At 63.3% G+C, this 23,073-nt stretch carries 24 protein-coding genes and 1 tRNA gene; 11 read left to right on the top strand and 14 right to left on the bottom strand.

From position 1 onward, the window contains the following. Positions 1 to 61: 61 nt before the first annotated feature. From GJR96_RS01900 to GJR96_RS01885, 4 genes are all read left to right on the top strand, one after another. Positions 62 to 1,411, top strand: coding sequence for an amidohydrolase (locus GJR96_RS01900; protein WP_151161383.1), 1,350 nt, complete (start codon positions 62 to 64; stop codon positions 1,409 to 1,411). 135 nt (positions 1,412 to 1,546) lie between these two features. Then, the gene (locus GJR96_RS01895; RefSeq protein WP_151161382.1) at positions 1,547 to 1,849 is read left to right on the top strand and encodes a DUF7518 family protein; all 303 of its coding nucleotides are present in this window, start codon (positions 1,547 to 1,549) and stop codon (positions 1,847 to 1,849) included. Positions 1,850 to 1,933: 84 nt separating this feature from the next. After that, positions 1,934 to 5,629, top strand: a complete 3,696-nt coding sequence (gene smc, locus GJR96_RS01890) for a chromosome segregation protein SMC (protein ID WP_151161381.1) — start codon at positions 1,934 to 1,936, stop codon at positions 5,627 to 5,629. Continuing rightward, a complete protein-coding gene (locus GJR96_RS01885; protein ID WP_151161380.1) occupies positions 5,622 to 6,647 on the top strand; it encodes a segregation and condensation protein A in 1,026 nt (341 codons plus the stop codon). The genes smc and GJR96_RS01885 overlap by 8 nt, the downstream gene beginning before the upstream one ends. Before the next feature lie 33 nt (positions 6,648 to 6,680). On the opposite strand, the gene GJR96_RS01880 is transcribed toward GJR96_RS01885, so the two are convergent. The 4 genes from GJR96_RS01880 to GJR96_RS01865 all read right to left on the bottom strand — a co-directional run bounded on the left by GJR96_RS01880 (position 6,681) and on the right by GJR96_RS01865 (position 9,899). Beyond that, complete coding sequence (locus GJR96_RS01880; RefSeq protein WP_191965794.1) at positions 6,681 to 7,055, bottom strand: CBS domain-containing protein; 375 nt, start codon at positions 7,053 to 7,055, stop codon at positions 6,681 to 6,683. Positions 7,056 to 7,184: 129 nt separating this feature from the next. Next, positions 7,185 to 8,045 carry an S-methyl-5'-thioadenosine phosphorylase gene (gene mtnP, locus GJR96_RS01875; protein WP_151161379.1) on the bottom strand — a complete coding sequence of 287 codons (861 nt, stop codon included), beginning with the start codon at positions 8,043 to 8,045 and terminating at the stop codon, positions 7,185 to 7,187. A 60-nt stretch (positions 8,046 to 8,105) separates the two neighbouring features. Continuing rightward, positions 8,106 to 9,077: an AEC family transporter gene (locus GJR96_RS01870; protein WP_151161378.1), complete on the bottom strand. Its 972-nt coding sequence runs from the start codon at positions 9,075 to 9,077 to the stop codon at positions 8,106 to 8,108. Between the two features lie 108 nt (positions 9,078 to 9,185). Continuing rightward, entirely contained in the window at positions 9,186 to 9,899 is a 714-nt protein-coding gene (locus tag GJR96_RS01865) for a phosphoribosyltransferase (RefSeq protein WP_151161377.1), read from the bottom strand. Between the two features lie 210 nt (positions 9,900 to 10,109). Between GJR96_RS01865 and GJR96_RS18000 the strand changes: the two genes are divergently transcribed. Both GJR96_RS18000 and GJR96_RS01860 read left to right on the top strand, forming a co-directional pair. Further along, entirely contained in the window at positions 10,110 to 10,280 is a 171-nt protein-coding gene (locus GJR96_RS18000; RefSeq protein ID WP_449271773.1) for a DUF7563 family protein, read from the top strand. Between the two features lie 129 nt (positions 10,281 to 10,409). Further along, positions 10,410 to 11,309, top strand: a complete 900-nt coding sequence (locus GJR96_RS01860) for a PhzF family phenazine biosynthesis protein (RefSeq protein ID WP_151161376.1) — start codon at positions 10,410 to 10,412, stop codon at positions 11,307 to 11,309. 123 nt (positions 11,310 to 11,432) lie between these two features. Here the strand turns inward: GJR96_RS01860 and GJR96_RS01855 are convergent, their stop codons facing one another. The 5 genes from GJR96_RS01855 to GJR96_RS01835 form a co-directional block, all read right to left on the bottom strand. Continuing rightward, a complete protein-coding gene (locus GJR96_RS01855; protein WP_151161375.1) occupies positions 11,433 to 12,197 on the bottom strand; it encodes a proteasome assembly chaperone family protein in 765 nt (254 codons plus the stop codon). Between the two features lie 73 nt (positions 12,198 to 12,270). Continuing rightward, on the bottom strand, positions 12,271 to 12,456 hold the full coding sequence (locus GJR96_RS01850; protein WP_151161374.1) for an RNA-protein complex protein Nop10: 186 nt from the start codon (positions 12,454 to 12,456) through the stop codon (positions 12,271 to 12,273). Beyond that, entirely contained in the window at positions 12,456 to 13,256 is an 801-nt protein-coding gene (locus GJR96_RS01845; RefSeq protein WP_151161373.1) for a translation initiation factor IF-2 subunit alpha, read from the bottom strand. The genes GJR96_RS01850 and GJR96_RS01845 overlap by 1 nt, the downstream gene beginning before the upstream one ends. An 18-nt stretch (positions 13,257 to 13,274) precedes the next feature. Continuing rightward, complete coding sequence (locus tag GJR96_RS01840; protein WP_058572608.1) at positions 13,275 to 13,469, bottom strand: 30S ribosomal protein S27e; 195 nt, start codon at positions 13,467 to 13,469, stop codon at positions 13,275 to 13,277. 4 nt (positions 13,470 to 13,473) lie between these two features. Next, entirely contained in the window at positions 13,474 to 13,755 is a 282-nt protein-coding gene (locus GJR96_RS01835; protein ID WP_058572609.1) for a 50S ribosomal protein L44e, read from the bottom strand. Positions 13,756 to 14,025: 270 nt separating this feature from the next. Between GJR96_RS01835 and GJR96_RS01830 the strand changes: the two genes are divergently transcribed. Then, a complete protein-coding gene (locus GJR96_RS01830) occupies positions 14,026 to 14,289 on the top strand; it encodes an HAH_0734 family protein (protein WP_151161372.1) in 264 nt (87 codons plus the stop codon). Here GJR96_RS01830 and GJR96_RS01825 read toward each other — a convergent pair. Continuing rightward, a complete protein-coding gene (locus tag GJR96_RS01825) occupies positions 14,286 to 16,631 on the bottom strand; it encodes a DUF2298 domain-containing protein (protein ID WP_151163864.1) in 2,346 nt (781 codons plus the stop codon). The genes GJR96_RS01830 and GJR96_RS01825 overlap by 4 nt on opposite strands. 97 nt (positions 16,632 to 16,728) lie before the next feature. Here GJR96_RS01825 and GJR96_RS01820 point away from each other — a divergent pair, with 97 nt between their 5' ends. From GJR96_RS01820 to GJR96_RS01810, 3 genes are all read left to right on the top strand, one after another. Beyond that, positions 16,729 to 17,514 carry a glycosyltransferase gene (locus tag GJR96_RS01820; protein WP_151161371.1) on the top strand — a complete coding sequence of 262 codons (786 nt, stop codon included), beginning with the start codon at positions 16,729 to 16,731 and terminating at the stop codon, positions 17,512 to 17,514. Next, complete coding sequence (locus GJR96_RS01815) at positions 17,507 to 17,974, top strand: GtrA family protein (protein WP_151161370.1); 468 nt, start codon at positions 17,507 to 17,509, stop codon at positions 17,972 to 17,974. Before GJR96_RS01820 ends, GJR96_RS01815 begins: the two co-directional genes overlap by 8 nt. Positions 17,975 to 18,034: 60 nt before the next feature. Further along, a tRNA-Met gene (locus GJR96_RS01810) sits at positions 18,035 to 18,109 on the top strand. Positions 18,110 to 18,463: 354 nt separating this feature from the next. Here the strand turns inward: GJR96_RS01810 and GJR96_RS01805 are convergent. Then, positions 18,464 to 19,393 (bottom strand): calcium/sodium antiporter, encoded by a 930-nt coding sequence (locus GJR96_RS01805; RefSeq protein ID WP_151161369.1) that lies wholly within the window; start codon positions 19,391 to 19,393, stop codon positions 18,464 to 18,466. Between the two features lie 168 nt (positions 19,394 to 19,561). On the opposite strand from GJR96_RS01805, the gene GJR96_RS01800 reads away from it, so the two are divergent. Next, a complete protein-coding gene (locus tag GJR96_RS01800) occupies positions 19,562 to 19,978 on the top strand; it encodes a Rieske (2Fe-2S) protein (RefSeq protein ID WP_151161368.1) in 417 nt (138 codons plus the stop codon). 11 nt (positions 19,979 to 19,989) lie between these two features. Here GJR96_RS01800 and GJR96_RS01795 read toward each other — a convergent pair whose 3' ends face one another. From GJR96_RS01795 to pabB, 3 genes are read right to left on the bottom strand one after another with little or no spacing between them, the layout of a single operon-like run. After that, positions 19,990 to 20,904, bottom strand: a complete 915-nt coding sequence (locus tag GJR96_RS01795) for an aminotransferase class IV (protein ID WP_151161367.1) — start codon at positions 20,902 to 20,904, stop codon at positions 19,990 to 19,992. Then, entirely contained in the window at positions 20,897 to 21,565 is a 669-nt protein-coding gene (locus GJR96_RS01790) for an anthranilate synthase component II (RefSeq protein ID WP_151161366.1), read from the bottom strand. The genes GJR96_RS01795 and GJR96_RS01790 overlap by 8 nt, the downstream gene beginning before the upstream one ends. Continuing rightward, a complete protein-coding gene (gene pabB, locus GJR96_RS01785) occupies positions 21,562 to 23,064 on the bottom strand; it encodes an aminodeoxychorismate synthase, component I (RefSeq protein ID WP_151161365.1) in 1,503 nt (500 codons plus the stop codon). Before pabB ends, GJR96_RS01790 begins: the two co-directional genes overlap by 4 nt. Positions 23,065 to 23,073: the final 9 nt, after the last annotated feature.

Genomic DNA, 23,073 nt, shown 5'->3' with positions numbered 1-23,073 from the left:
GACGGGCGCGAGCGGGCGGTTTCACTTATCATGGTTGGACCCGTCTCGACACGCAGACCAGATGACCGAGGAACTCAAAGCCCGCGTCTGTGACGCCATCGACGCCCACGCCGAGGACATCGTCGCCTTCGCCAAGGACGTGCAGGCCGAACCAGAACTCGGCTACAAGGAAGTAAAGACGACTGCGAAGGTCGTCTCGATATTCGAGGACCTCGGTCTCGACGTGGAGACGGAACTCGCCATCACCGGCGCTCGCGCCCGAGCAGGGTCCGGTGACTTCGTCGCCGCCGTCCTCGGCGAACTCGATGCCCTCGTCAACCCCGACCATCCACACGCCGACCCGGACACCGGCGCAGTTCACGCCTGCGGCCACAACGCGCAACTCGCAAACCTCGTCGGAACCGCGTTCGGACTCGTCGCGAGCGGCGTCGTCGACGACCTCGACGGCGCTGTCGAGTTCGTCGCCGTCCCGGCCGAGGAGTACCTCGACCTCGATTACCGCCGCGGACTCCACGAATCGGGCGATATCGAATTCTTCGGCGGTAAACAGGAACTCATTCGCCGCGGCTACGTCGACGACTGGGACGCCGCGGTGATGATGCACGCCGGCAGCAACACGCCGGAGCGCGAGGTCACGAGCAACTTCTCGACCAACGGGTTCGTCGGGAAGTTCGTCACCTACCGGGGGACCGAAGCGCACGCCGGTGCGGCCCCAGAGGAGGGCGTCAACGCGCTCAACGCGGCGATGCTCGGCATGAACGCGGTGAACGCGCTGCGCGAGACCTTCCGCGACGACGACCACGTTCGCGTCCATCCGATTGTCACCCGCGGCGGCGACGGGGTAAACGTCGTCCCGGCCGAGGTCACGATGGAGTCGTACGTCCGTGCGGCCTCTATCGAGGCAGTCTCGGAGGCGAACGAGTCGGTCAACCGCGCCCTCTCGTCGGGTGCGATGGCCATCGGCGGCGACGTCGAAATCGAGGACTATCCGGGCTACATGCCGCTTCGGACGAACCAGACGCTCGCGTCGCTCTACGAGGCGAACGCCCGCGATATCGTCGGCCCGGACGCCGTCACCGAGGGCCGCCCGCACCTCTCTGGGTCGACTGACATGGGCGATATCACCCAACTCGTCCCCGGTCTCCACCCGTGGACCGGGGGATTCGACGGGGCCGTCCACGCCCGCGACTTCCGCGTCGTCGACGAGGAGATGGCGTACGTCGTCCCGGCGAAACTCACGGCTTGCACGCTCGTCGACGTGCTCACCGACCCGGAGGCCATGAACGACCTTCGCGCGGCGAAGAACCGAAAACGGTCTCGTGAGTCGTATCTCGACGCGGTCCGCTCGTTCCGCGGGACGGTGACAGAGTCGTACCGCGAAGATGCGGAGAGCGACGTGCGCGAGGAGTGAGTCGGCCGCACGTCGGGAACTGGCACCGGACTCCCCCGTTGCGAGTGAAGAGACGCGCGTTAGTTCGCGCACGTATCACATTTTCGGTGATTGTCTGACGCACATTTATGTCTCACGCGCGGGGCTATTGTACGCATGAGCAATCGGGTGGAGGAACTCGAATCGAAGGTTGCAGAGCTGCAGGCCGCGGTGAACGGACTCACCGAGGAGCTGGTCGAGACGAAAGAACGACTTCGCCAACTCGAAGACGCGAACGACGTCGAGGTGCCCTCGCGCGCCCCGCGTCGACGTGGCGACTGGACGCCTGCCGAAGAGGCGGCGCCCGAAGACGCAGAGACGGCGGACCCAGTCGACGGCGATGAGACTAAACCGGATGAGGCCGACGACTCTGACGAAGAAGAAAGTCAGTCGCCCGACGACGACATCATCGTCGCCTAATCGGGCGCGCTGGTCCACGTAGGCACGCTCTGTGTCCATACGGCGTGTCACCCTTGCGGGCCTCACCCGCGCGAACACCAACACATGCACATCAAAGAGCTCGTCCTTGACGGTTTCAAGAGCTTCGGGCGGCCGACCCGCATCCCGTTCTACGAGGATTTCACGGTCGTTACGGGCCCGAACGGTTCCGGGAAGTCGAACATCATCGATGGGGTGCTCTTCGCACTCGGCCTCGCCCGTACCCGCGGGATTCGCGCCGAGAAGCTAACGGACCTCATCTACAACCCCGGCCACGCCGACGGGAGCGACGAAGCAGCGAAGCGGCCGAAAGAAGCCAGTGTCACCGTCGTCCTCGACAACTCCGAGGGAACACTCGACCGGTCACAGGTCGTCAACGCCGCCGGCACGGACAACGTCGGCGACGTCGACGAGATAACCATCAAGCGCCGCGTCAAAGAGACGCCAGACAACTACTACTCGTACTACTACCTCAACGAACGCTCGGTCAACCTCTCGGACATCAAAGACCTGCTGGCGCAAGCCGGCATCACGCCCGAGGGCTACAACGTCGTCATGCAGGGCGACGTGACCGAGATTATCAACATGACGCCCTACCAGCGTCGTGGCATCATCGACGAAATCGCGGGCGTCGCCGAGTTCGACGAGAAGAAAGACGCCGCGTTCGGCGAACTCGAAGCGGTCGAAGAACGTGTCGACGAAGCGGACCTCCGCATCGGAGAAAAGGAGACGCGCCTCGACCAACTCGCCGACGAACGCGAGACGGCGCTCCAGTACAAGGGTCTCCGCGACGAGAGAGAAGAGTACGAAGGCTACCTGAAAGCCGCGGAACTCGAAGACAAGCGCGACGACCTCTCGCGGACCGAGTCTCGCATCGACTCGACCGAATCAGACCTCGAAAGCCTCCGCGCGGAACTCGACGAACGACAGGGGAAAGTCACCCGTCTCGAAGAGGACCTCGAAGACCTCACGCACGAAATCGAGCGGAAGGGCGAGGACGAACAACTCCGCATCAAGTCCGAGATGGAGGAGATAAAAGGCGACATCGCACGCCTCGAGAACTCCATCGAAGCGGCCGAAGAGAAACGCGACGACGCCGAGGCCGAACGGCGGAAGGCGTTCGTCGATATCGACCGCAAGCAAGAGAAGATAGACGACCTGTCGGGCGACATCCGCGAGATAAAAGTTGAGAAGGCGTCCGTCAAGAGCGACATCCAGTCCAAGCAGGTCGAACTCTCCGAAGTACAGGCCGAAATCGACTCGGTCGACACCGAGTTCGACGAACTGAAATCCGAACTCGCCGAGAAGAAAGAGACGGTCGACGCGTACAAAGACGAGAAGAACGACCGTCAGCGTGCCAAAGACCGCCTCCTCGACGACGCGCGTCGTCGCTCGAACGAGATTTCTGAGACGCAAGCCGACATCGACGCCGCCCACGAACGCATCCCCGAACTGAAGGCGACGCTCTCGGACCTGCACAGCGAACTCGACACTGCCGCGAAGAACAAATCGAAGATAGACGGCGTCATCGAGGACTTGCAGGCCGAGAAAGCCGAGTTGAAAGACGAACTCTCGGAGGTCAACGACGAACTCCAGACCAAGCAGTCCGAGTACGCTCGCCTCGAAGCGCGGGCCGGGTCGGACGGCGACAACTCGTGGCCGCGTGCGGTCACGACCATCCTCAACGCCGGTATGTCCGGTGTCCACGGCGCAGTCGGTCAACTCGGGTCCGTCGACGGCGAGTACGCGAAAGCCTGTGAGACGGCCGCTGGTGGCCGCCTCGCAAACGTCGTCGTCGACGACGACGGCGTGGGGTCGTCCTGTATCGACCACCTGAAGTCCCGGAACGCGGGTCGCGCGACGTTCTTGCCCATCACGAAGATGGACAACCGCGGACTGCCGCGCAAACCGTCGCATCCGGGTGTCGTGGACTTCGCTCGCAACCTCGTCGACTACGACAGTCAGTACGAATCTATCTTCTCGTACGTCCTCGGGTCGACACTCGTCGTCGAAGACATGCAGACTGCCCGCGACCTGATGGGCGACTACCGCATGGTCACCCTCGACGGTGACCTAGTCGAACGCTCCGGCGCGATGACCGGTGGGTCCGGCGGCGGTTCTCGCTACTCCTTTTCGAAGTCGGGTGAGGGACGCCTCGAACGCATCGCCAAGGAGATTACCACACTCGAAGACCGTCGCCGGTCACTCAACGGCGAAATCCGGGACATCGACGACGACCTGGAGGACGCCCGTGGCCGGGCCTCCGACGCGGCAGACCAAGTTCGCGCGATAGAGCGCGAAATCGAGGATGCCGAAGAGGATATCGAGAACGCAGAGGTCGAAATCGACCGGTTGAACGACCGACTCGACGAACTCCAGTCCGAGCGTGAGTCGGTCGACGAGCAGATGTCGGACCTCGACGACGAAATCGCCGCGTACGACGAGAAAATCACCGCCGTCGAGTCCGATATCGAAGACATCGAGCGCGAACTTGCCGACTCGGAGATTCCGGAACTCACCGCTCGCGCGGACGAGGTTCGGGCCGATATCGACGAACTCGAAGACCGGATGAGTACCCTCGATGGTCGCCTCAACGAGATTCAACTGGAGAAGCAGTACGCCGAAGACGCGGTGGACGACCTCCACGACACGGTCGAGGCCGCCCAGAACCGCAAGGCCGAGGCGCGCGAGACCATCACGGACGCCGAGTCGAAGATAGAAGACCGCGAAGACGACCTCGACGCGAAGCGTGAGGCCGTCGCAGAACTCGAAGAGGAACTGGTCGACCTCAAAGAAGACCGCCGCGAACTCCAAGGCGACCTTCGTGAGGCGCGCACCGCCCGCGACGAGAAGAAAGACCGCGTCAACGCCGTCGAGTCCAAACTGGAGAGTCTGCAATCGGCCGCAGAACGCCTCGAGTGGGAGATAGACGAACTCGAAGCGCAGGTCGGCGACTACGACCCAGAGGAGATACCCGACCACAGTACGGTCGAATCCGAAATCGAACGCCTCACCGAAGAGATGGAGGCACTCGAACCGGTCAACATGCTCGCCATCGACGAGTACGACGACGTGAAGGCCGACCTCGAAGACCTTCAGGAACGCCGCGACGTGCTGGTCGAAGAGCGTGACGCCATCCAAGAGCGCATCGAGCAGTACGAGTCACAGAAGAAACAGACGTTCATGGAGTCGTTCGACGCCATCGCCGAGAACTTCACCGACATCTTCGAGCGACTCTCGAACGGGACCGGACACCTCCACTTGGAGAACCCCGAAGACCCGTTCGAAGAAGGCCTGACGATGAAGGCACAACCCGGCGACAAGCCGATTCAGCGCCTCGACGCGATGTCCGGCGGCGAGAAGTCGCTGACGGCGCTCGCGTTCATCTTCGCCATCCAGCGACACAACCCCGCCCCGTTCTACGCACTCGACGAAGTCGACGCCTTCCTCGACGCCGCGAACGCCGAACGCGTCGGTCAGATGGTCGACGACTTGGCCGGCGACGCCCAGTTCGTGGTCGTCTCGCACCGCTCTGCCCTGCTCGAACGCGCCGAACGTGCAATCGGTGTGACGATGCAAGGAGACAACGTCAGTGCCGTCACCGGTATCCAGTTCGGCGGTGGCGAGGGCGGTGACTCGGAGGACGGTTCCGGACCCGACAGTGATGCTGGCGACGATACCGGCGGCAGCGACAGCGACGACGACGGTGGTGACAGCAGCGACGAGACTGCGGCGGAACCGGAGGTTCCGGCGGATGACTGACGACATCCCGGAACTCAACCTGACGCGGGACCGTGGCGAGTCCGACGACAGTGAGACGTTTCAGTTCTCTGGCGACGCGGCCCTCGACGACGGAACCGACGCGCCCGAAGAAGGGGCAGTAGACGACGTCCTCCCGGACGACGTGTCGGAGTCCGACGACGACGAAGTCGAACCCGTCGAACTGCTCGTCCAACTCGCCAAAGAGGGAGACATCGACCCGTGGGACATCGACATCGTCGAGGTCACGGACGCCTTCCTCGAACGACTCGACGCGATGGACCTCCGGACCACCGGGCGGGCACTGTTCTACGCGAGCGTCCTCTTGCGGATGAAGTCGGACGAACTGCTCGCACCGGACGAACCGGACGAGGAGGAACTCGAACCGTGGGAACTCGCCATGCAGGGTGGCGCAGAGGGCGGCCGTCCGGACGACGACGGCGCGCCCGGATTCGACCCCATCGCATCACTGGAAGCGGAGATGGACCGTCGCCTCGAACGCAAGCATGCCCGTGGGTCGCCGGAGACGCTGGACGAACTCGTCCACGAACTCCGCGAAGCAGAGCGTGGGTCGTGGTGGAAACGCCGCCGCGAGTACGACACCTCCGAATCACCCCGCGGGTTTTCTCGCGGGACGCAGACGCTCGACTACCACGCCGCGGGCGACATGCGCGGCGCTGGCGAACCGACCGAAGACGACGTGACCGGCACGGCCCACAACGAGGACATCGAAGCAATCGTCGAAGAAGTGGGCGACGTGCTCACAGAACACTACGAGAAGGGACGCGACGAGGTGCTCTTCCGAGAGATTCGCCACGTTGCAGACACCGTGATGACGACGTACCTCGCGCTGTTGTTCCTCGCACACAGGAGCACGGTCTACCTCGAACAGGACGAACTGTTCGGTGACCTCTGGATACAGAATCCCGAGGTGTTCGACCAGCACGCGGACGACGACGAGGGACTGGACACAGAGGAAGCAGACGGCGAACAAGAAGTCGAAGCAGTCGCCCTCGACTGAGGGCAAACGCACACTGCGATTTTGCGACCGTGATTACGACAGGTGAGCGGTGACGTCAGTCGAGGAAATCATCCCGACGTAGTCGTCGTCGACGACAGGGAGGTGTTTGATACCGTAGGAGGTCATCATCGCGGCAACCTCCTCCATGTAGAGGTCGGGGGTCGCAGTCTCGACGTCGGTCGTCATCACGTCGGTCACTTTCAGTTTCGAGACGTCCTTTCCGTCAGCGATGGCGTCGAGGACGTCCGTACTGCTGACAATCGCCCGCGGCGTGGTCCGAACGACGAGTGCGTTGATATCCTTCTCGCGCATCTGCTGAACCGCCTCCATCACTGTCGCGTCTTTCGAAATCATCTCGAGCGGCGTGGACATGACGTCTTCGACGGTCACTCTATCAGAAGAACTCATTCCGTAGACGACGGTGACGGAGGGTTATGAAAGTTCACCTAGCTGTGTGTACACTTTTGCACCGTCGCCCGCTCTCGTTGCGAGGTGCCCACAGATACCGTTTCGACTACCGAGACACCTGTCGCTCGCTTACTCGACGTACCGCTCGATGAGTGGTGCGAGTTTCGCTTTCGTCTCTGCGGGGATGGCCTCGTCGGGCGTGTTGATGGTGCCTTCGAGTGCGGAGTGACTGTCCGTCTCGTGGTCGTCTGGAATCTTTCGAATGGCGGCCTCGACAGTGTCCTTGATTGCCTCCTCGTTGGCGGCGGCGTTCTTCAGCACCTCGTCGAGCGTGACTTCGCTGTCTTCTTTCCAGACGTCGTAGTCGGTGACACCGGTGATGGTCGCGTAGGCAATCTCGGCCTCACGGGCGAGTTTCGCCTCCGGAATCGTGGTCATGCCGATGATGTCCCACCCCTGTGCGCGGTAGTGCTCGCTCTCGGCCTTCGTGGAGTACGAGGGGCCTTCGATGCAGACGTAGGTGCCACCTTCTTGGACCGTCGCGTCCGTCGCTTCCTCGGCGGCCTCGGCGAGGATGGAGACGAGTTCTTCGTCGTACGGCATCGCGAACGGTTGGTGGACGACGATACCCTCGTCGAAGAAGGTGAGGGGGCGGTGCTTCGTGCGGTCGTAAATCTGGTCGGGGACGACGAGCGTCTGTGGTGGCAGGTCTTCTTTCAGACTCCCGACAGCGTTGCTGGCGAGGATGTGCGTCACGCCGAGTTTCTTCAGCGCGAAGATGTTCGCACGGTACGGGAGCGTCGTCGGCGAGTGCTGGTGGTCGGGGCCGTGTCGCGGGAGGAATACGACTTCGCGGCCAGTCTCACCGAACTCACCGACGATTGGTGTCGTGGAGGGTTCACCGAAGGGTGTGTCGACCGGTTCTTCGCGCGTGTTCTCGAGGGGCAGTGCTTCGTAGATGCCGCTGCCGCCGATAAATCCGATTTTCATACCCGAACGACGCGGAGAGTGCACAAAATCGTGGCGAATCGGGATGTGTGAAGTGGGCGATTACACGACGACGCCGGCGTCGAGGAGGAAGATGAGGACCGAGAGTATCGGAACGCTGAGGAGCGTCGTCGCGAAGACGGCGGCGGAGACGAACTCCGCGAGGTTGACTGTCGACCCACTCGTGTCGCCAAACTCACCGACGAGGATGAGCGGCGTCACCGCGGCGGGCATCGCCGACTCGAGGACGAACGTCCGCGCGACGATTGGGTCGCCGAACCCGGCGACGAGGGCGATACCGACGGCGATTGCGGGTGCGACGACCATCTTCAGTCCGGCGACGAGGCCGACTTCTCTGAGCGTCGACCCGAGGTCGGCACCGGCGAGTTGGATGCCGAGGATGAGGAGCATGACCGGAATCGAAGAGTCACCGACGAGTTTGAGCGTCTGCATGGCGGCGATGTCAGTCGGTGGGACGACGCCAAGCCACCGGGCGGCGAGTGCGGCGACGACGGCGTACACGAGTGGAATCTTGAGGACGCGGGAGATTCCGACGCGCCACGCCGCGCCCCCGTCGTCACCGCCAGACGCCCCTCGTCCAGCGATGTAGACCCCGAGCGTGTAGATGAGGACGCCCTGCACGGCGAGGTAGATAACCGCTGTCGACCTCCCGGTGTCGCCGAAGGCGAACGAGCTGACTGGGATACCGTAGTTCCCCGAATTTGGGAAGGCAGAGACGAGGACGAGTGCACCGAGGAGTGGCTCCGAGAGACCGGCGAGTCGGGCGATACCGCCGGCGACGAGAATCATCACGACGTGGTAGACGACGACACCGGCAGTGATGGTCGCCAGCGTCGAACCGGCGAGTTCGGTCGTCGCGAGACTATAGAAGACGAGTGCCGGCGCGAGCACGTACACTGTCACGGTGTTGAGGGGGTCCGGGTCGATGTCGCGAGTCCGCCCTAAAAGGAAACCAACTGCGCCGATAGCGAGAATCGGCAACAGGGCCGTGACGAAGATAGACAGAAGCGACATGGCTGTGCCGACGGAGGTTACACTCACCAACGTTTCGCTTCTGTCGCGTACAGAACGGAGACCAGAAGGTATCTGGCCCCCGCTTACGACTGCGGTTCGGCGCGTCGATTAGGCACCGACGCCGTCGTTTTCGAGGAGACGCCACGCACCGTCACCGGTGGATTCGACGACACCGCGTCGTTCCATCTCCGTGATGACTTCCTCCATGCGGTCGGGTTGGGCAATCTCCATCTCGATGCGGTCGACGTCGTGGTACTCCGAGAGGTAGTGACGGATGTCGTCGAGTTCGAAGGTCTCCTCGTCGGCCTTCGACATGACGCCCGAGGTGAGGTCTATCATGTCCTCGATGAAGTTCCACGGGTAGACGACCCACGCCCACTCTTCGAGACGTTCGCCCACGTAGTCGGGTTCGAACTCGCTCGTCTGGAGGAGTTGGAGCGTCGCGGTGCGGACTTCGCCCGCGTTTCTGTCGGTCACGTACTCGTACGCGCGCTTGATGGACCCGCCGGTGTCGGCGATGTCGTCGATGATGAGCACGTCTTTGCCTTCGACGCTTCCCTCTGGCATCGGGTAGCGTACTTCTGGTTCATTGGACTTCTGAGCAGTGCCGACGTAGTGCTCCATCTTGAGACTCGTCAGGTCGTCGAGCCCGACGAAGTCACAGATACAGCGCCCCGCGAACCAACCGCCGCGTGCCAGCGCGACGATGACTTCGGGTTCGAACTCGGACGACTTCACTTCGTCCGAGACGTCACGACAGAGTCCGTAGATGTACTCCCAGTTTGTGATGGTGCACTTAAATTCGTCGGGGAGATTGCCCATGTCTTCGGTTCACCGTCCGTAGTGGGGAGCCTGACGCCCTTTAATCTGTACGACTCGTCCCGAGGGTGTGGAACAGTCACAATACGGGAATCATCCGATTAAGATACCATTAACCTCGAATTTGTCACGTCAGGAATTTCATAACGTATGCTAACAAGGGTCATAGTTATAGTGAGTCGGGGAGTACCCGAGTTCGTTGGTGATCAAACAATGCACACGTGTGGTAACTGTGGTGAGTTCGTGTCCCGAGATTTCGTCCGCGTCTTCGGCAACGATATGGACGAAGTCGTCGGTTGTCCCGCCTGCATGAACATGCGAGAAGTGATGCAGGGCAACGGTGCTGCTGCCCAGAGTAGTCGAGTCCGGTGGACTCGTGCGTAACCGGGTTCCTGACTGATACACCTCCGGCCCCCGCATCGCCTCTTTCGACCCTCCATTTTCGCCCGCCGACGGGGAGCGACCGACTGCCGACCCACGGGTTTGATACAGTGTCGTGTAGTGTGCACTCCCATGGACCGCCGACGCGCCCTTCTCGTCGACGCATTTACGACCGAACCACTGTCTGGCAACGTCGCCGGCGTCGTCCCCGACGCCGACGGACTCGACGCAGAACAGATGCGCGCTGTCGCGGGCGAACTCGGCGCGAGTGAGACGGCGTTCGTCTGTTCGTCGGCGAGCGCGGACCGCCGCATCCGGTACTTCACGCCGACACAGGAGATTGACCTCTGTGGCCACGCGACCATCGCGGCACACGCTCACCTCGCGGCCGAACGCGCCATCGAACCGGGGACGCACACCCTCGAAACGAACGTCGGAACACTCGATATCGAAATTGGCGAACTTGGAGAGGTCTGGATGACACAGGACGCACCGACGGTTCGGCCACTCGACGTCGACTACGACCGAATCGCAGAGATGTTGGGCGTCGACGTGGCCGCCCTCCGCGACGTTGGTGCCGACCTTCCGGTCGCCCTCGCATCGACGGGCCTCCCGTTCGTCGTCGTCCCCGTGAACTTCCTCGAACACCTCTCTGGGTCCACGCCCGATATGGATGCCATCGCGGAGTTCGCCGCAGAACACGACGCTGCGGGTGTCTACGCGTTTACCTTCGACGCCATCGACGCCGATTCGACCCTCCACGCCCGGTGTTTCGCGCCGGGCGTCGGAATCACCGAGGACCCCGCGACTGGCACCGCCAGTGGTGCTTGCGGTGCGTACCTCCGACAGGTCGGGGCGTTCGACTCTGTCCCCGACGAACTTCGGTTCGAACAGGGCCACTTCGTGGACCGGCCGAGTCTCGTCCGCGTCACGGTCGATGAGCAGATACGAGTCGGTGGTCGTGCGGTGCAGTCGCTCGATGGAGAAGTGACGATTCCTGAATTCGACACCGACGACATCATCGAGGCGTAGCGCCTCGGATATCGACAGTCGGTGCCTTCGACTGCGTTCCGAGGGTGGACGCCTCGAACAGTCCGAAGTGGACGCTTCGGTCGGGACGAGATGTGCGCTTCGGCCGTTCGATTCCGACTGTGCTTACCCGATGTACCGCAGGTCGTCGTCGCTCGGCAGTCCCTGTTGTTGCTGCTGCATCTCTTGAATCTTCGCGGCGACTTCCTTCATCTCCTCTGCTCGGTCTTCGAGTGCTTCGAAGTCGACGCTGAAGTCGAGGAGGTCCTGTAGCACCTCGATGACGACCTGTGCGCTGTGCGGGTCGACGAGGTACCCGCTCGTCTCACCCATCAGACACGCCGCTTCGAAGCCACGGCGGCCACCGAGGCCGAGGAGGAGACCGGAGACGCCGACGATGCCGCCTGCCGGTTCGCCGTCGCGGAACTCGACACCGACGTCTTCGAGTTCGTCGAGTTGGGATTCGTCGGTGACGGCCCCGAGGACCGACGGTTCGTCGATGAGTTCGCCGGTTGGGACGCCGCCCAGCGCGAACAGTCGTTCGGCACCGAACTCCTCGGCCACGTCGAGGAAGGCGTCGGTGAGGTGGTAGTGTCCCTCGTTGGACTGTGCCTGGTGGTCGCCCGTGAGTAAGAGGAGGTCTGGCCCCTCACCGGGCGTCTCGACGGCGTGGATTTCGGCGTGGGTCAACTCGGCTACACCGTCTTCGAGTCCGACCTGCGGTGGGAACACGTCGGCGTAGATGCGCCGGACCAACGTCGCGTCTTCGAACTCTTCGAGCAGGTGCTCGACGGCGAGTTTTCCGACGTTCCCGACGCCCGGGAGCCCCTCGACGAAGACCGGATTCGAGAGGTCGGCCTCTGCGACTGCCTCGATTTCGATGTCGTCCATGCACGTAGTGCCGAACGCACCGGTTAAGAGGGCGTCGGTAGCCGAACGGCCTCGGCCACTCGGCGGCGGCGCACTACTCGTCGGCGGTGCGGCGCTTCCGCGCACGACGGTACTCGCCGTACGTGTCGTCGGGGTTGTACGGTGCGGGCGCGCTGTTTGCTGTGGGTGCGCCACACTCCGGACAAGCAGAAGAGAGCGTGTACACCGGGCGGTCGTGGCGGCCTCGCCACGCGCTACACACCCGGATGTCAGATTTCATTACTCGTCGTCGCCGCTTCGTTCGCGGTGGTACGACGCGGTGCCACCTTTCGACTCGATGACTTCGCGGGCGCGGGCGACGCTCGCGTCGAGTTCCGATTCAGCGGTCTTGTAGTCGGGCGCTTTCACCTTGATGCGGTACTCAGGTGCGCCGACGTAGGTGACCGTCAGTTCGATTTCGTCGCTGACTTCGCCGTCGCCTTCGGCGGCCTTCAGCGCCTCTTTCACGTCGTCGACGCCGTCGCCCGCGGGCGAACGCAGGTCGACGTAGCCGGTGACGTTGACGTACGGCACCGAGACGTTCTGTCGTGCCGTGTCGACGATGGCGTCGATTTCGTCGTCGTCGAGGTCGACGTCTTCGAGTGCTTCAGTGCCGTGGATGGCGGCCTGCTCGAATCCGTCGTAGAGCGAGTCGTATTCGGCGAGCAGGGCGTTCGCAATCGCACCGTACTGCTCGTCGTCGATGTCCTCGCCGAACGCGAGGGCCATCCACTTGTCCGCCTTCTGCTCGTTCTTCCACTCCTGAATCTTCTCTTTCCGCTGGTGCTCGTTGACGTCCTTGATAGAGAGGTCTATCTGCTGCGAACTCTCGTTGACCTCGAGCACCTTGGCGACGACCGTCTGTCCCTCGCGGACGTGGTCGCGGACGTTCTTGATCCATCCGCTGGCGACTTCGCTGATGTGGCACAGGCCACGTTTGTCTTCGTACTCTTCGAGGTCGACGAAGACACCGAAGTCCGTAATGTCGTCTACCTTTCCGACGACGAGTTCGCCGGAGTCAGGCCATCCGCTGTACTTCATGAGGAATCCTCCGGGACGTTACGCCTCTAGTTCGTCGCTCTCGCGACGCTCGACCGTCTCGACGACCTCGCCGTGGAACTCGGCGTTTCCGCCGGTCGGGGTCGCGAGGGTCGTGCCACAGACGGCACAGTTGACGACCGAGGAGGCCTTTCCGAAGACGATTTGTTCGTTTTCACAGTCACTGCACGCGACTTTGTAGAAATTTCCTGCCATGTGTTTACTCCTGGAATTCGAGACGGCCTGCTCGCCATCCCTTGCGCATGTGCGCCTTGCCACAGTCCGAGCAGATGTACTTCAGGTGGGTCTTCTTCGTCGGCTTGTCGCCACCGGGCACCTTGGAGAACTTACCAGCGTTCCCGATGGTCGCCTTCCCGCGTCGGGTCTGACGGGCGTTCCACTTCATGCCGGTCGGACGGCCTTTGCGGACTTTCTCGACTTCGTGCTCGTGGTGGCCCTTACAGTTGGGGCAATACGTGTTGAAACGGCGTGGCATCTGCATAGATATCGACCTTGTGGAGGGATTTGGTGTCGCCCGTTAAAACCCGTTTGGTTCGCCGCGACGCCCAGACCCGCGTTCGACGCGTTCGCGGGGCGCTGTGGCACGTGTGGGCAGACCACGAGCCGGGCCGACCATCCGCACTCGGAGACGCCCGCTATTCGTAGGGGGTCGGCCGTCGCACCCGGGCACGCAACGAGAATTCTCGGCTGGAGCCCCATCTGCAAGGCGGAAGCCGAAGCGATTAAGCAATGACTGTGCCAATCCCGGCACATGAAGAAGCTCATCATCCACGGCGACCCCGGCATTCGGCGCGACGCCGTCATCGAACACGACGGCGAAGAGTACGTCTGTTTCTCCATCGACCGTCAGGGCGACTGGCACGGTCCGGACCGCGTCCAACTGTGGTGCACTGTCGGGACCGAGGACGAGCGCGAGGCATTCGAGAAGCGCGAGTACGTCCCTCACTGGCTCGAGACCGAGGGCGTCGACGCCGAGGCTATCGAGGTCGTTCGTAAGAGCGGCCAGGTCGCCTAAGGCAGCCTCGCTTCTTCTACTTCGTAGACAACGACCGACCCCGAGCGGTGCACCGGCGTCAGCCACGGGACGTCGGTCGCTATCTCTCCGTAGCGAGCGCGTTCGCCCGGGCCGACCCAGACGTACTGCACGTCGTAGGTCTCGATGAGGCGAGCCCGGGTCGACTCGTTACCCACGTACATCGCATCCACGTCGCGGACCCGGTCGTAGTAGGCGTCGGGGCCGCGGTAGCCGACTTCGTGTGCCCATCCAGCAACTGTCGGCACGCCCGTGAGACTCGACTCGGGGTTCCCGCGCCACGCGTACATGACGTGTTCCCGTTGGTCATCGAGTGTCGCCGACCACTCTGTTCCGGGGGCCGTGAGGATGGTCGGCGTGCCTTCGACGTTCTCGTCGAGCCACGTTATCGCCGTATCTTCGTCTGGGTGATACCACTCGACGAAGGCCGTCGCGTCGAGCGTCGTCTCTTGACGTGGGGTTTGTGTGTGGTCGGCGACGGCGAGGCCGGCGTAGACCGACGTGGAGGCGACGAGTAGCGCGACGAGAGCGATGCTCACTCCCCGAACTGCGCCCGAGCGAACGTGGAAGTCGACGTTCGGAAGCGACAGGTCGGTCTCGTCGGCCGCGTCGCGGACGAATCCTGCGAGAACCGACCCCATCGCGCTCCCCCAGAGGACCCACACCTGCATGTACGTCTTGAACACCGTATTCATCCGACCCGGCCCTGCCTGCTCGTTCACGAAGACGACTTCGACGAGCATCACGAGACCTGCGCCGGCGACGACGAGCACGGTGTCGAACGTCGGAGTGTCACTCAGTCTGAGGAGGACCCACCCGACGACGACGAACGGCACGACGAGCGCGAGGGCTGCGAAGGAGTGGACGACAGCGACGGCGGTCACGGCGACGAAACCAACGACCACTGGAACGAGCTGTCGAGCGCCGAGTTCCCGCGCGTAGTGGAGCGCGAACGCGCCGATGAATGCCCCGTGAACGAGCAGCAGGACGCCGAAGCCACTCCGTTCGGCCGGCGCGAGAATCTCTATCGTCCGGGTGCTCCCGCCGCCCGCGACACTCCCGAGGAGGAACGGACTCGCGAGGACGACGGCGAAGACGCCCGCGAGGCCGACGACGACTGTCGTGCCGACGAGTCGAGCGACCTCGCTGGTGACTGAGGAACGCTCTGCGACCGTTCGAAGGCGCTCACGACCGGGAAGGAGTGTCCACGGACGTGCGGGCGCGAAGACCATCCCGAGGAAGAGGACACCGAACACGGACGGGAAACTCCACGTATCGACGACGACCTGCAATCCCCCGACGAGAGCGGCGACACCCACGAGACGCCGACGCTCCCAGCGTGCGTCTTCGGGGGTCACGAAGTACGCGAACGTGAGGCCCGCCGCGAGGAGTAAGAACGGCGTGCCCATCATGTGTGCGTGGAGGTCCCCGTTGAGCCACGCGAACAGTGGGAACTCGTTGATGGTGCCGGGGATGACGCGACTGGCGTCCCAGTACGAGAACTCGTTTGCCCCCGCGAGAAGCTCCGAGACGGTGTACCGGGAGCGCTCGGCGACGGCCTGCGCGAGTGGCCGTTGGAACCCCTCGGGGAGAGTGAGAATGAGGAAGCGTCCTGCCGTGACGAGGTTGCTAGCGAACCCGACGAAGAACGCGGCGAGGAGGCCGCCGAGCACGCCGTCCGCATCGGCGGCGGCCGAGATACTCCGCCCGAGTTCGAACGCCGCCGTGACGAGGAACCCGAAGAACCCCGCGAGCGCGAGGTTGTAGGCGAATTCGGGTTCGGTTCCCGTGAGCCACGCAAGGAGAATCGACACGAGGTGGCCACCGTAGTAGTAGCGGACCGGTTCGCCGGCGAACCACATGTCTTCGGGGGGCAAGACCGTCGCACGAGAGAGCGACTGGAGGAGGCCGAAGTCGAGGAACTTCTCACCGCCGCCGGCGTGGACGGCCGGGTCGAGTGCGCGGAGGGCCACGGCGAACAAGAAGGCGACTGCGAACACTGTGGCCGCTTCCGCGACTGCTCGCCTGTCGATGTCGATGTCGGACGCGAAACGAATCTGCCCGCCCCGAAGCGCCGTCAGGTCGAGTCCACTCAGCGCCGCCGCAGCGACGAGGACGCCGAAACCGACGAGGAGTGTGGCGGGGCCGAACGAGAGGTGGCCGACGTAGTAGACCGGAAGGGTCACGACCACGAGCGATACGGGGAGCGTGAAACCAGCGCCGTGACCGGGGAGGCGGCGGAACAGACGGGCCGAGAGCGGAAGCCCGACTGCCCAGAGGGCCGCGAACATCACCAGCCAACGGACCACGAGGGCGTACTCCATCTGTCCGAGGAAGGTTCGGCCGACACAATACGTGTTGTGGATGACGTGTGCGTGCGAGAGCGGTTTGCTTTTTACCCCGTTCGAAGAATGGACGTGCATGTCGCAGTCTGTCGGGGTCGTGGTCCCAGCCTATCGACCGAACCCCGATCGTCTGGTCCCGTACGTCCACGCCCTCGTCGAGGAACTCGACCCTGAGGTGGTCCGGGTCGAACTCGATGCGCCGCGGTCGACGACCCTCGACGCCCTCGATTCCCTCCCTTCAGTCGTGACTGTGAACCCCGTCGACGCCCGCCGCGGAAAGGGCGCGGCCATCACCGCGGGGTTCGAAGCCCTCGACACTGATATCCTCGCGTTCGCAGACGCCGACGGGAGCACGCCCGCCGAGTCCATGGCACAGGTCGTCGACGCCGTCCACGACGGCGCTGACCTCGCAGTCGGGTCACGACGCCACCCGGACGCAACCGTCGCCTCGCACCAGACCGTCGCCCGTCGCTATCTCGGCGACGGCTTCGCGTGGTTGGCACGCCATCTCACCGAGGTCCCACTCTACGACTACCAGTGCGGTGCGAAGGCCATCACCGCCGACGCGTGGGGCGACGTGCGGACGCACCTGTACGAACCCGGGTTCGCGTGGGACATCGAACTCATCGCCGTTTCGGGGGCGTTCGACCACCGAATCGCCGAAGTCCCGGTCGTCTGGGAGGACCAGCCGAATTCGACCGTCTCGCCTATCGACACGACGCTCAAGATGGGCCGCGGCCTCCTTCGGTCACGGCATCGCGCGCGAACGATTCGACAGGACAGGCTCCACGAGTTCATCGCCGCCCGCAACGACGAGCGAACCCTCGTCGAGGACGCCTCGTGCGAGGTCATGGATGACTAATCGGTTGTCCGCGCTCCTCTCTGGTGCCCGCTTCGGGAAGTTCGCATCTGTCGGTGCTGTCGGGGCGATGTTCGACCTTACGGTGAGTAGCCTGCTCATCGTCGTGTTCGGCGTCGTCGGCGAGGTAGCCAAACTCGCCGGCGCAGAAGTCGCCATCGTCGTGATGTTCGTCATCAACGACCGCTGGACGTTTGCCGACGCGGGGTCGGACCACCTCCTCGCGAAGGTTCGGCGGTTCGTCAAGTCGAATCTCGTCAGGAGCGGTGGCCTCGCCGTGCAGGTACTCGTCGTCCGCGCACTCAGAGAGGTTCCGCTGACGATTCCCGTCGCTGGCATCGACCTCTGGCAACTCATCCCGCTCCCCATCGCAATCGGTGCCTCGATGTTCTTGAACTACGTCGCAGAGAGTCTCTTCACGTGGCGAATCGGGGCGGGTTCGCGTCACCGTGACTCACGGTGAAAATTGCCACACAGCTCCCGAAACAGAAGCCTTAACAGTGAACGTCACTTTTGTTGATTCAGCGGGATGGGATAGCCAGGAGATTCCGCCGGGCTCATAACCCGGAGATCGGTAGTTCAAATCTACCTCCCGCTATGTTTTTGCCGACCTCAACTCCTGAACGCCGAGTCTCGTCTCGGCGTGACCCACTGAGGTCGGCCTCATAGCTCAGTAGATGTGAACCAGGGAGCGTCAGCGACCGAGGTTCAAATCTACCTCCCGCTACTTCTCCTGAAAACGACACTCCCACGCAGTGCGTCTTGTCGCACTTCGCCGACGTGATTCTCTGAAAATTGCACCAGGTAGTTTGAACCAGCGAGCAACGCGAAGCGTTGCGAGTGAGGTTCACATCTACCTCCCGCTACTTCTCCTGAAAACGACACTCCCACACGCAGTGCATCTCGTCGTGCTGGGAGGACGTGCTTCTCTAGGAATTCGACTCGGCCACCGTCACAAGATATCGAGTATCCAGCGACTCACGTTAATCGCAACGAGCACCGCACCTTCGAGTCGTCCCAATCGTCCTTTCGTTCCGAGGAGGACGGCGGTGAGCACGGAGAGGAAAAGTAACCACGTTGTGGTCCCGATAGCGGTCTCGACGACCACGATAGGTGCTATCGTCGACGTGATGCCCAAGATGAACAGCGCATTGAACACGTTGCTCCCGATGAGGTTGCCCGCGGCGATGTCGCCCATCCCGTTCCGTGCGGCGGTGACGGAGGCGATGATTTCCGGAGTCGACGTGCCCACTGCGACGATAGTTTCCCCGATGACCCACTCGGAGAGGCCCGCCGTCTCGGCGATAGATACTGCCGACTCCACGAGGAAGTGCGCGGCAGCGACGATAGTAGCGAGTCCACCGACGAGAAGGAGAGCGGTGAGCCACGTTGCTCGACGGGGTTCGGTCGGTGCGTCTCCCGACTCGTCCGGTCGGACGAACAGGGCGGTGAGGTAGCCGGCGAACGCGAGGAGCAAGACGACCCCATCGAGACGGCTCACCTGTAAATCCCACAGGACCGCCAGCAGCAACACCGTCGAGAGTATCATCGCCACTCCGTCTCGCCGGACCATCCGAGAAGAACTTCGAACGCCGACGATGGCCGCGATACCACCGAGAACGATACCGATGTTGAAGAGATTCGAGCCGACGACGTTCGCCACTGCGATATCACCGTTTCCGACGAGAGCGGCGTCGACACTGACGGCGGCCTCCGGGGCCGACGTTCCGAGGGCAACCACCGTGAGACCCACGACGAGGTCCGAGAGGCCGAAGCGACGTGCCACCCCGGCGGCGCTGGACACGAACGCTTCTGCACCGACCCACATAGCCCCGATACTCAAAGCGAACGTGACAATCGCGACGGGTACGCTGTCGGTCATTCGTCCTCGGGCTGAGTAGAGTTAGGCTCCATTACACGAGTTCGGATTTTTGTCATTCAGCTGGATAAATTCTTCGTCCCTTACCGGCCTGACACAACCCCGCCTCTATCCGGAGACTCATCGTCCACTTCCGAAGGAGATTTTCTACACCCCTCCAACCTGACCCCAATGAGCGACTTGGAACGAATCTGTGGTGTCGACGACGTCCCCGAGGACACGACGTTTCTCTTCCGCGTCCGCGACGACGACGGAGAAGAACGCGAGGCGATTCTCGTCCGCGACGACGGCGATATCACCGGCTGGTTGAACTACTGCATGCACCTGACGCACATCAAACTCGACAAGGGGTCGGGCGCGGAGATGCGCAACGGCGAGATAATCTGCGAGAACCACGGCGCGTACTTCGAAGCGGACTCCGGGTACTGCAACTACGGGCCGTGCGAGGGTGCCGTCCTCGACGACATCGACCTCACCATCGACGGCGACCACGTGTTCCTCTCCGACGACGACTTCTCGTTCGAAGGAACAGGTGCGATAGAGACCGACCCCGCGGACCGCAGTTCGAAGTCGAACGTCGAATTCTGAGACGGCCGCGGTTACTCGGACGCGATACCCTCGTCGCGCGACTCCTCGTAGTACCGTCGCTCCACGTAGTCGTCGTAGAGTCGAGAGAGCAATTTCGTCACGGGACCGTCGCCGACCGAGATGCCATCGACTGTCTCGATGGGGCGGAGTTCCCACGTCGAGTTCGTGAGAAACGCCTCGTCCGCGTCGCGCACGTCGTCCGGGGTGAAGCGTCGTTCGCGAATCGGGATGCCCTCCTGTCGAGCGAGGTCCAAGACGACTCGTCTGGTGATACCCGGCAAGACGGGACCGTCGAGACTCGGTGTGCAGAGGGCGTTGTCGGCGACGAAAAACAGGTTGCTCGTCGCACCTTCGGTGACGTACCCATCCGAATCCAGCATGAGCGCTTCGTCAGCGCCGGTGACGCGGAGTTCGACGCGTGCGAGGATTCCATTGAGGTAGTTGTGTGTCTTCGCCCGTGCGGGGACGGCCCGGTCAGGGATTCGGCGCGTCCTGACCGTCTGGACCGTCGCCGGGCCGTCCCAGACAGGGTCCGAATTGCGACCACCGCGCGGGAGCGGTTCGACGATGACGACGACTCGCGGGTCTACGTCTTCGGCGGGGGTGAGGCGACCGGGTTGCGACCCGCGAGTAATCGAGAGGCGGACGTACGCTTCTTCGAGGCCATTGGCTGCGAGTGTCTCGTCGATACGCGCTCGCAAGTCGTCGTCTGAGAGACCGTGGTCCATGCCGAGTACGTCGCACGTCTCGGCGAGGCGGTCCGCGTGGGCCTCCCAGTGGAACACGCCACCGCCGTATGCACGGAGTGTCTCGAATGCTGCGTCCCCGTAGAGGAACCCGCGGTCCGTGACAGGAATCGACGCCTCGTCCGCCGGAACGAGTTCGTCGTCGACGTAGTACCGCCGCACCGTGTCGTCGTCACTCATGGTTCGCCTCCCGCGCCTGCCACGTATCCGCGACTGGTGACTCCCCCGCGGCGAGAGCGACGAAGTTGCGGACGATGGCTTTGCCCGACTCGGTCAGGATGCTCTCGGGGTGGAACTGGACGCCGACATGCGGTTTCTCGCGGTGGCGGACGCCCATCACGACCTGCGTGTCGTCGGCACCAACGGCCGATTTGGTGTCGCCCCCACTCTCATCACCGACCGTGTACGCGGTGACGACCAACTCGTCGGGAATGTCGTCCAGTTCGACGGCGAGTGAGTGGTAGCGCCCGACTTCGATTCGGTCGGGGAGGCCGGTGAAGACGCCCTTGCCGTCGTGTTCGACCAACGAGGGTTTTCCGTGGACGACTTCGGGCGCGTGGCCGACGTGGGCACCGAGGGCCGCACAGAGCGACTGGTGGCCGAGACAGACACCGAGGGTCGGGTAGTCGAGGTCACGGAACGTGGGGATAGAGATGCCCGCGTCGGCGGGTGTTCCCGGACCGGGTGAGATGACGATTCCGTCGGGGTCGATGTTGCGGATATCCTCGGTCGTCAGGGCATCGTTTCGGTACACGTCCACCTCGTCTGCGAACTCGCCGACGTACTGGACGAGGTTGTAGGCGAACGAATCGTAGTTGTCGACGACGAGGATGCGCGTCATCGGTCTGCACCCACAGTCATCTTCGCGCGTTCGCCGAGTGCCTCGTCGATTGCAGTGACGAGCGCGCGTGCCTTCGCCAACGTCTCGTCGTACTCGCTGTTCGGGTCGGAGTCGTGGACGATGCCCGCGCCGACGCGGAGGTGGTACTCGTCGCGGTAGCGAACGAGCGTCCGGATGACGATGTTCAACACCGCGCTGTCGTCGAGTCCGATGGCGAACATGCTCCCGGTGTATGGGCCGCGACGGGTCGATTCGAGTTCGTCGATAATCTCCATCGTCCGGGGCTTTGGCGCACCCGTGATGGTCCCGCCGGGGAACACCGCCGCGATGGCGTCGGCGAGCGTTGTGCCTTCGCGCCGCCGGCCCTCGACGAGCGAGACGAGGTGCATGACTTCGGAGTAGCGGTCGACACGACGGTACTCGGTCACGTCGACCGACCCGTACTCGGAGACCTTTCCGAGGTCGTTTCGCTCCAAATCCACGAGCATGGCGTGTTCGGCCCGCTCTTTTTCGTCTGTCGTCAGGTCGGCTTCGAGTCGCTGGTCTTCCTCCGGTGTCGCCCCTCTGGGACGGGTTCCGGCGATGGGTTCCGTGACGAGTCGCTCGCCGTCGATTCGAAGGAGTAGTTCGGGACTGGCACTCACGAGGTCGAGGCCGGGAAGTTCGAGGAGTCCCGAGTACGGTGCCGGATTGACGGCACGGAGGGCCGCGTAGGCGTCGACAGGATGAACCGCCGCAGGTGCGACGAGTCGCTGCGAGAGGTTCGCTTGGAAGGTGTCGCCGTCGTGGATGTACTGCTTTGCCGCGCGAACGCGGTCGGCGAACACTTCGCGCCCGCATTCACTCTCGAACTGCGCTTCGTGAGACGCGACAGGCGCTTCCACCGGTCTGGGAGTTCCGTCCACTGCGTCCTCTGCGAGTCCCAGCGCACGCTCACGTGCCGTGTCGTACACTTCGCCGAAGTCCGAATCCGTGGGGGTTCGGGGACAGCAGGTGATTCGAAGGAGCGTGTCGTCACCGTCGTCGGTCCGCGGTTCTTCCCACGAGGCGACGAGGTCGTACACGCCGAGTTGCAGGTGCGGGAGGTGTCGGTCGTCGGTCGTGTGGTCGGGGAGGGATTCGAGTTCGCGGGCCACGTCGTACGAAAGCCAACCAAACAGGCCACAGGGATACGGAACGTCGCACTCGCCACGAACGAGTGTCTCGGCGTCGACGAGTCCTTCGAGTGCGGCGAGCGTCGGCGCGGTATCGTCTCGGGAGACGGCATCTGCGCCAACAGCGAGACGTTCGACGGGTTTGACGCCGAACGCGCCCCACCCGGATTGGCCGCCGGTCGTCTCGTAGAAGAAGCCACCAGCGTCCCGTCGGCTACGCCGATAGGCGTCGAAGGGGTCCGAGACGCGGACCCGAACTTCGACGGGGACGCGCGCGCCGTCGGGGGCCGACGCCGCAGTCGCGCGAAAGTCGTCGCGGTCGGTGACGACGGTCGGTGCGGTCATTACTCGCAC

Source organism: Haloferax litoreum (genome assembly GCF_009674605.1).
Lineage (GTDB): Archaea > Halobacteriota > Halobacteria > Halobacteriales > Haloferacaceae > Haloferax > Haloferax litoreum.
This window is presented reverse-complemented; position numbering and strand designations above follow the sequence as displayed.

Coding starts and splice junctions, on each gene's coding strand:
- GJR96_RS01900 (WP_151161383.1), top strand. CDS start 62: ATGACCGAGGAACTCAAAGCCCGCGTCTGTGACGCCATCGACGCCCAC.
- GJR96_RS01895 (WP_151161382.1), top strand. CDS start 1,547: ATGAGCAATCGGGTGGAGGAACTCGAATCGAAGGTTGCAGAGCTGCAG.
- GJR96_RS01795 (WP_151161367.1), bottom strand. CDS start 20,904: ATGAGTGACGACGACACGGTGCGGCGGTACTACGTCGACGACGAACTC.
- GJR96_RS01805 (WP_151161369.1), bottom strand. CDS start 19,393: ATGACCGACAGCGTACCCGTCGCGATTGTCACGTTCGCTTTGAGTATC.
- GJR96_RS01840 (WP_058572608.1), bottom strand. CDS start 13,469: ATGGCAGGAAATTTCTACAAAGTCGCGTGCAGTGACTGTGAAAACGAA.
- mtnP (WP_151161379.1), bottom strand. CDS start 8,045: ATGAAAATCGGATTTATCGGCGGCAGCGGCATCTACGAAGCACTGCCC.
- GJR96_RS01825 (WP_151163864.1), bottom strand. CDS start 16,631: ATGGAGTACGCCCTCGTGGTCCGTTGGCTGGTGATGTTCGCGGCCCTC.
- GJR96_RS01830 (WP_151161372.1), top strand. CDS start 14,026: ATGAAGAAGCTCATCATCCACGGCGACCCCGGCATTCGGCGCGACGCC.
- GJR96_RS01815 (WP_151161370.1), top strand. CDS start 17,507: ATGACTAATCGGTTGTCCGCGCTCCTCTCTGGTGCCCGCTTCGGGAAG.
- GJR96_RS01860 (WP_151161376.1), top strand. CDS start 10,410: ATGGACCGCCGACGCGCCCTTCTCGTCGACGCATTTACGACCGAACCA.
- pabB (WP_151161365.1), bottom strand. CDS start 23,064: ATGACCGCACCGACCGTCGTCACCGACCGCGACGACTTTCGCGCGACT.
- GJR96_RS01845 (WP_151161373.1), bottom strand. CDS start 13,256: ATGAAGTACAGCGGATGGCCTGACTCCGGCGAACTCGTCGTCGGAAAG.
- GJR96_RS01865 (WP_151161377.1), bottom strand. CDS start 9,899: ATGGGCAATCTCCCCGACGAATTTAAGTGCACCATCACAAACTGGGAG.
- smc (WP_151161381.1), top strand. CDS start 1,934: ATGCACATCAAAGAGCTCGTCCTTGACGGTTTCAAGAGCTTCGGGCGG.
- GJR96_RS01800 (WP_151161368.1), top strand. CDS start 19,562: ATGAGCGACTTGGAACGAATCTGTGGTGTCGACGACGTCCCCGAGGAC.
- GJR96_RS01880 (WP_191965794.1), bottom strand. CDS start 7,055: ATGAGTTCTTCTGATAGAGTGACCGTCGAAGACGTCATGTCCACGCCG.
- GJR96_RS01820 (WP_151161371.1), top strand. CDS start 16,729: ATGTCGCAGTCTGTCGGGGTCGTGGTCCCAGCCTATCGACCGAACCCC.
- GJR96_RS01885 (WP_151161380.1), top strand. CDS start 5,622: ATGACTGACGACATCCCGGAACTCAACCTGACGCGGGACCGTGGCGAG.
- GJR96_RS01850 (WP_151161374.1), bottom strand. CDS start 12,456: ATGAAATCTGACATCCGGGTGTGTAGCGCGTGGCGAGGCCGCCACGAC.
- GJR96_RS01790 (WP_151161366.1), bottom strand. CDS start 21,565: ATGACGCGCATCCTCGTCGTCGACAACTACGATTCGTTCGCCTACAAC.
- GJR96_RS01835 (WP_058572609.1), bottom strand. CDS start 13,755: ATGCAGATGCCACGCCGTTTCAACACGTATTGCCCCAACTGTAAGGGC.
- GJR96_RS01870 (WP_151161378.1), bottom strand. CDS start 9,077: ATGTCGCTTCTGTCTATCTTCGTCACGGCCCTGTTGCCGATTCTCGCT.
- GJR96_RS18000 (WP_449271773.1), top strand. CDS start 10,110: ATGCACACGTGTGGTAACTGTGGTGAGTTCGTGTCCCGAGATTTCGTC.
- GJR96_RS01855 (WP_151161375.1), bottom strand. CDS start 12,197: ATGGACGACATCGAAATCGAGGCAGTCGCAGAGGCCGACCTCTCGAAT.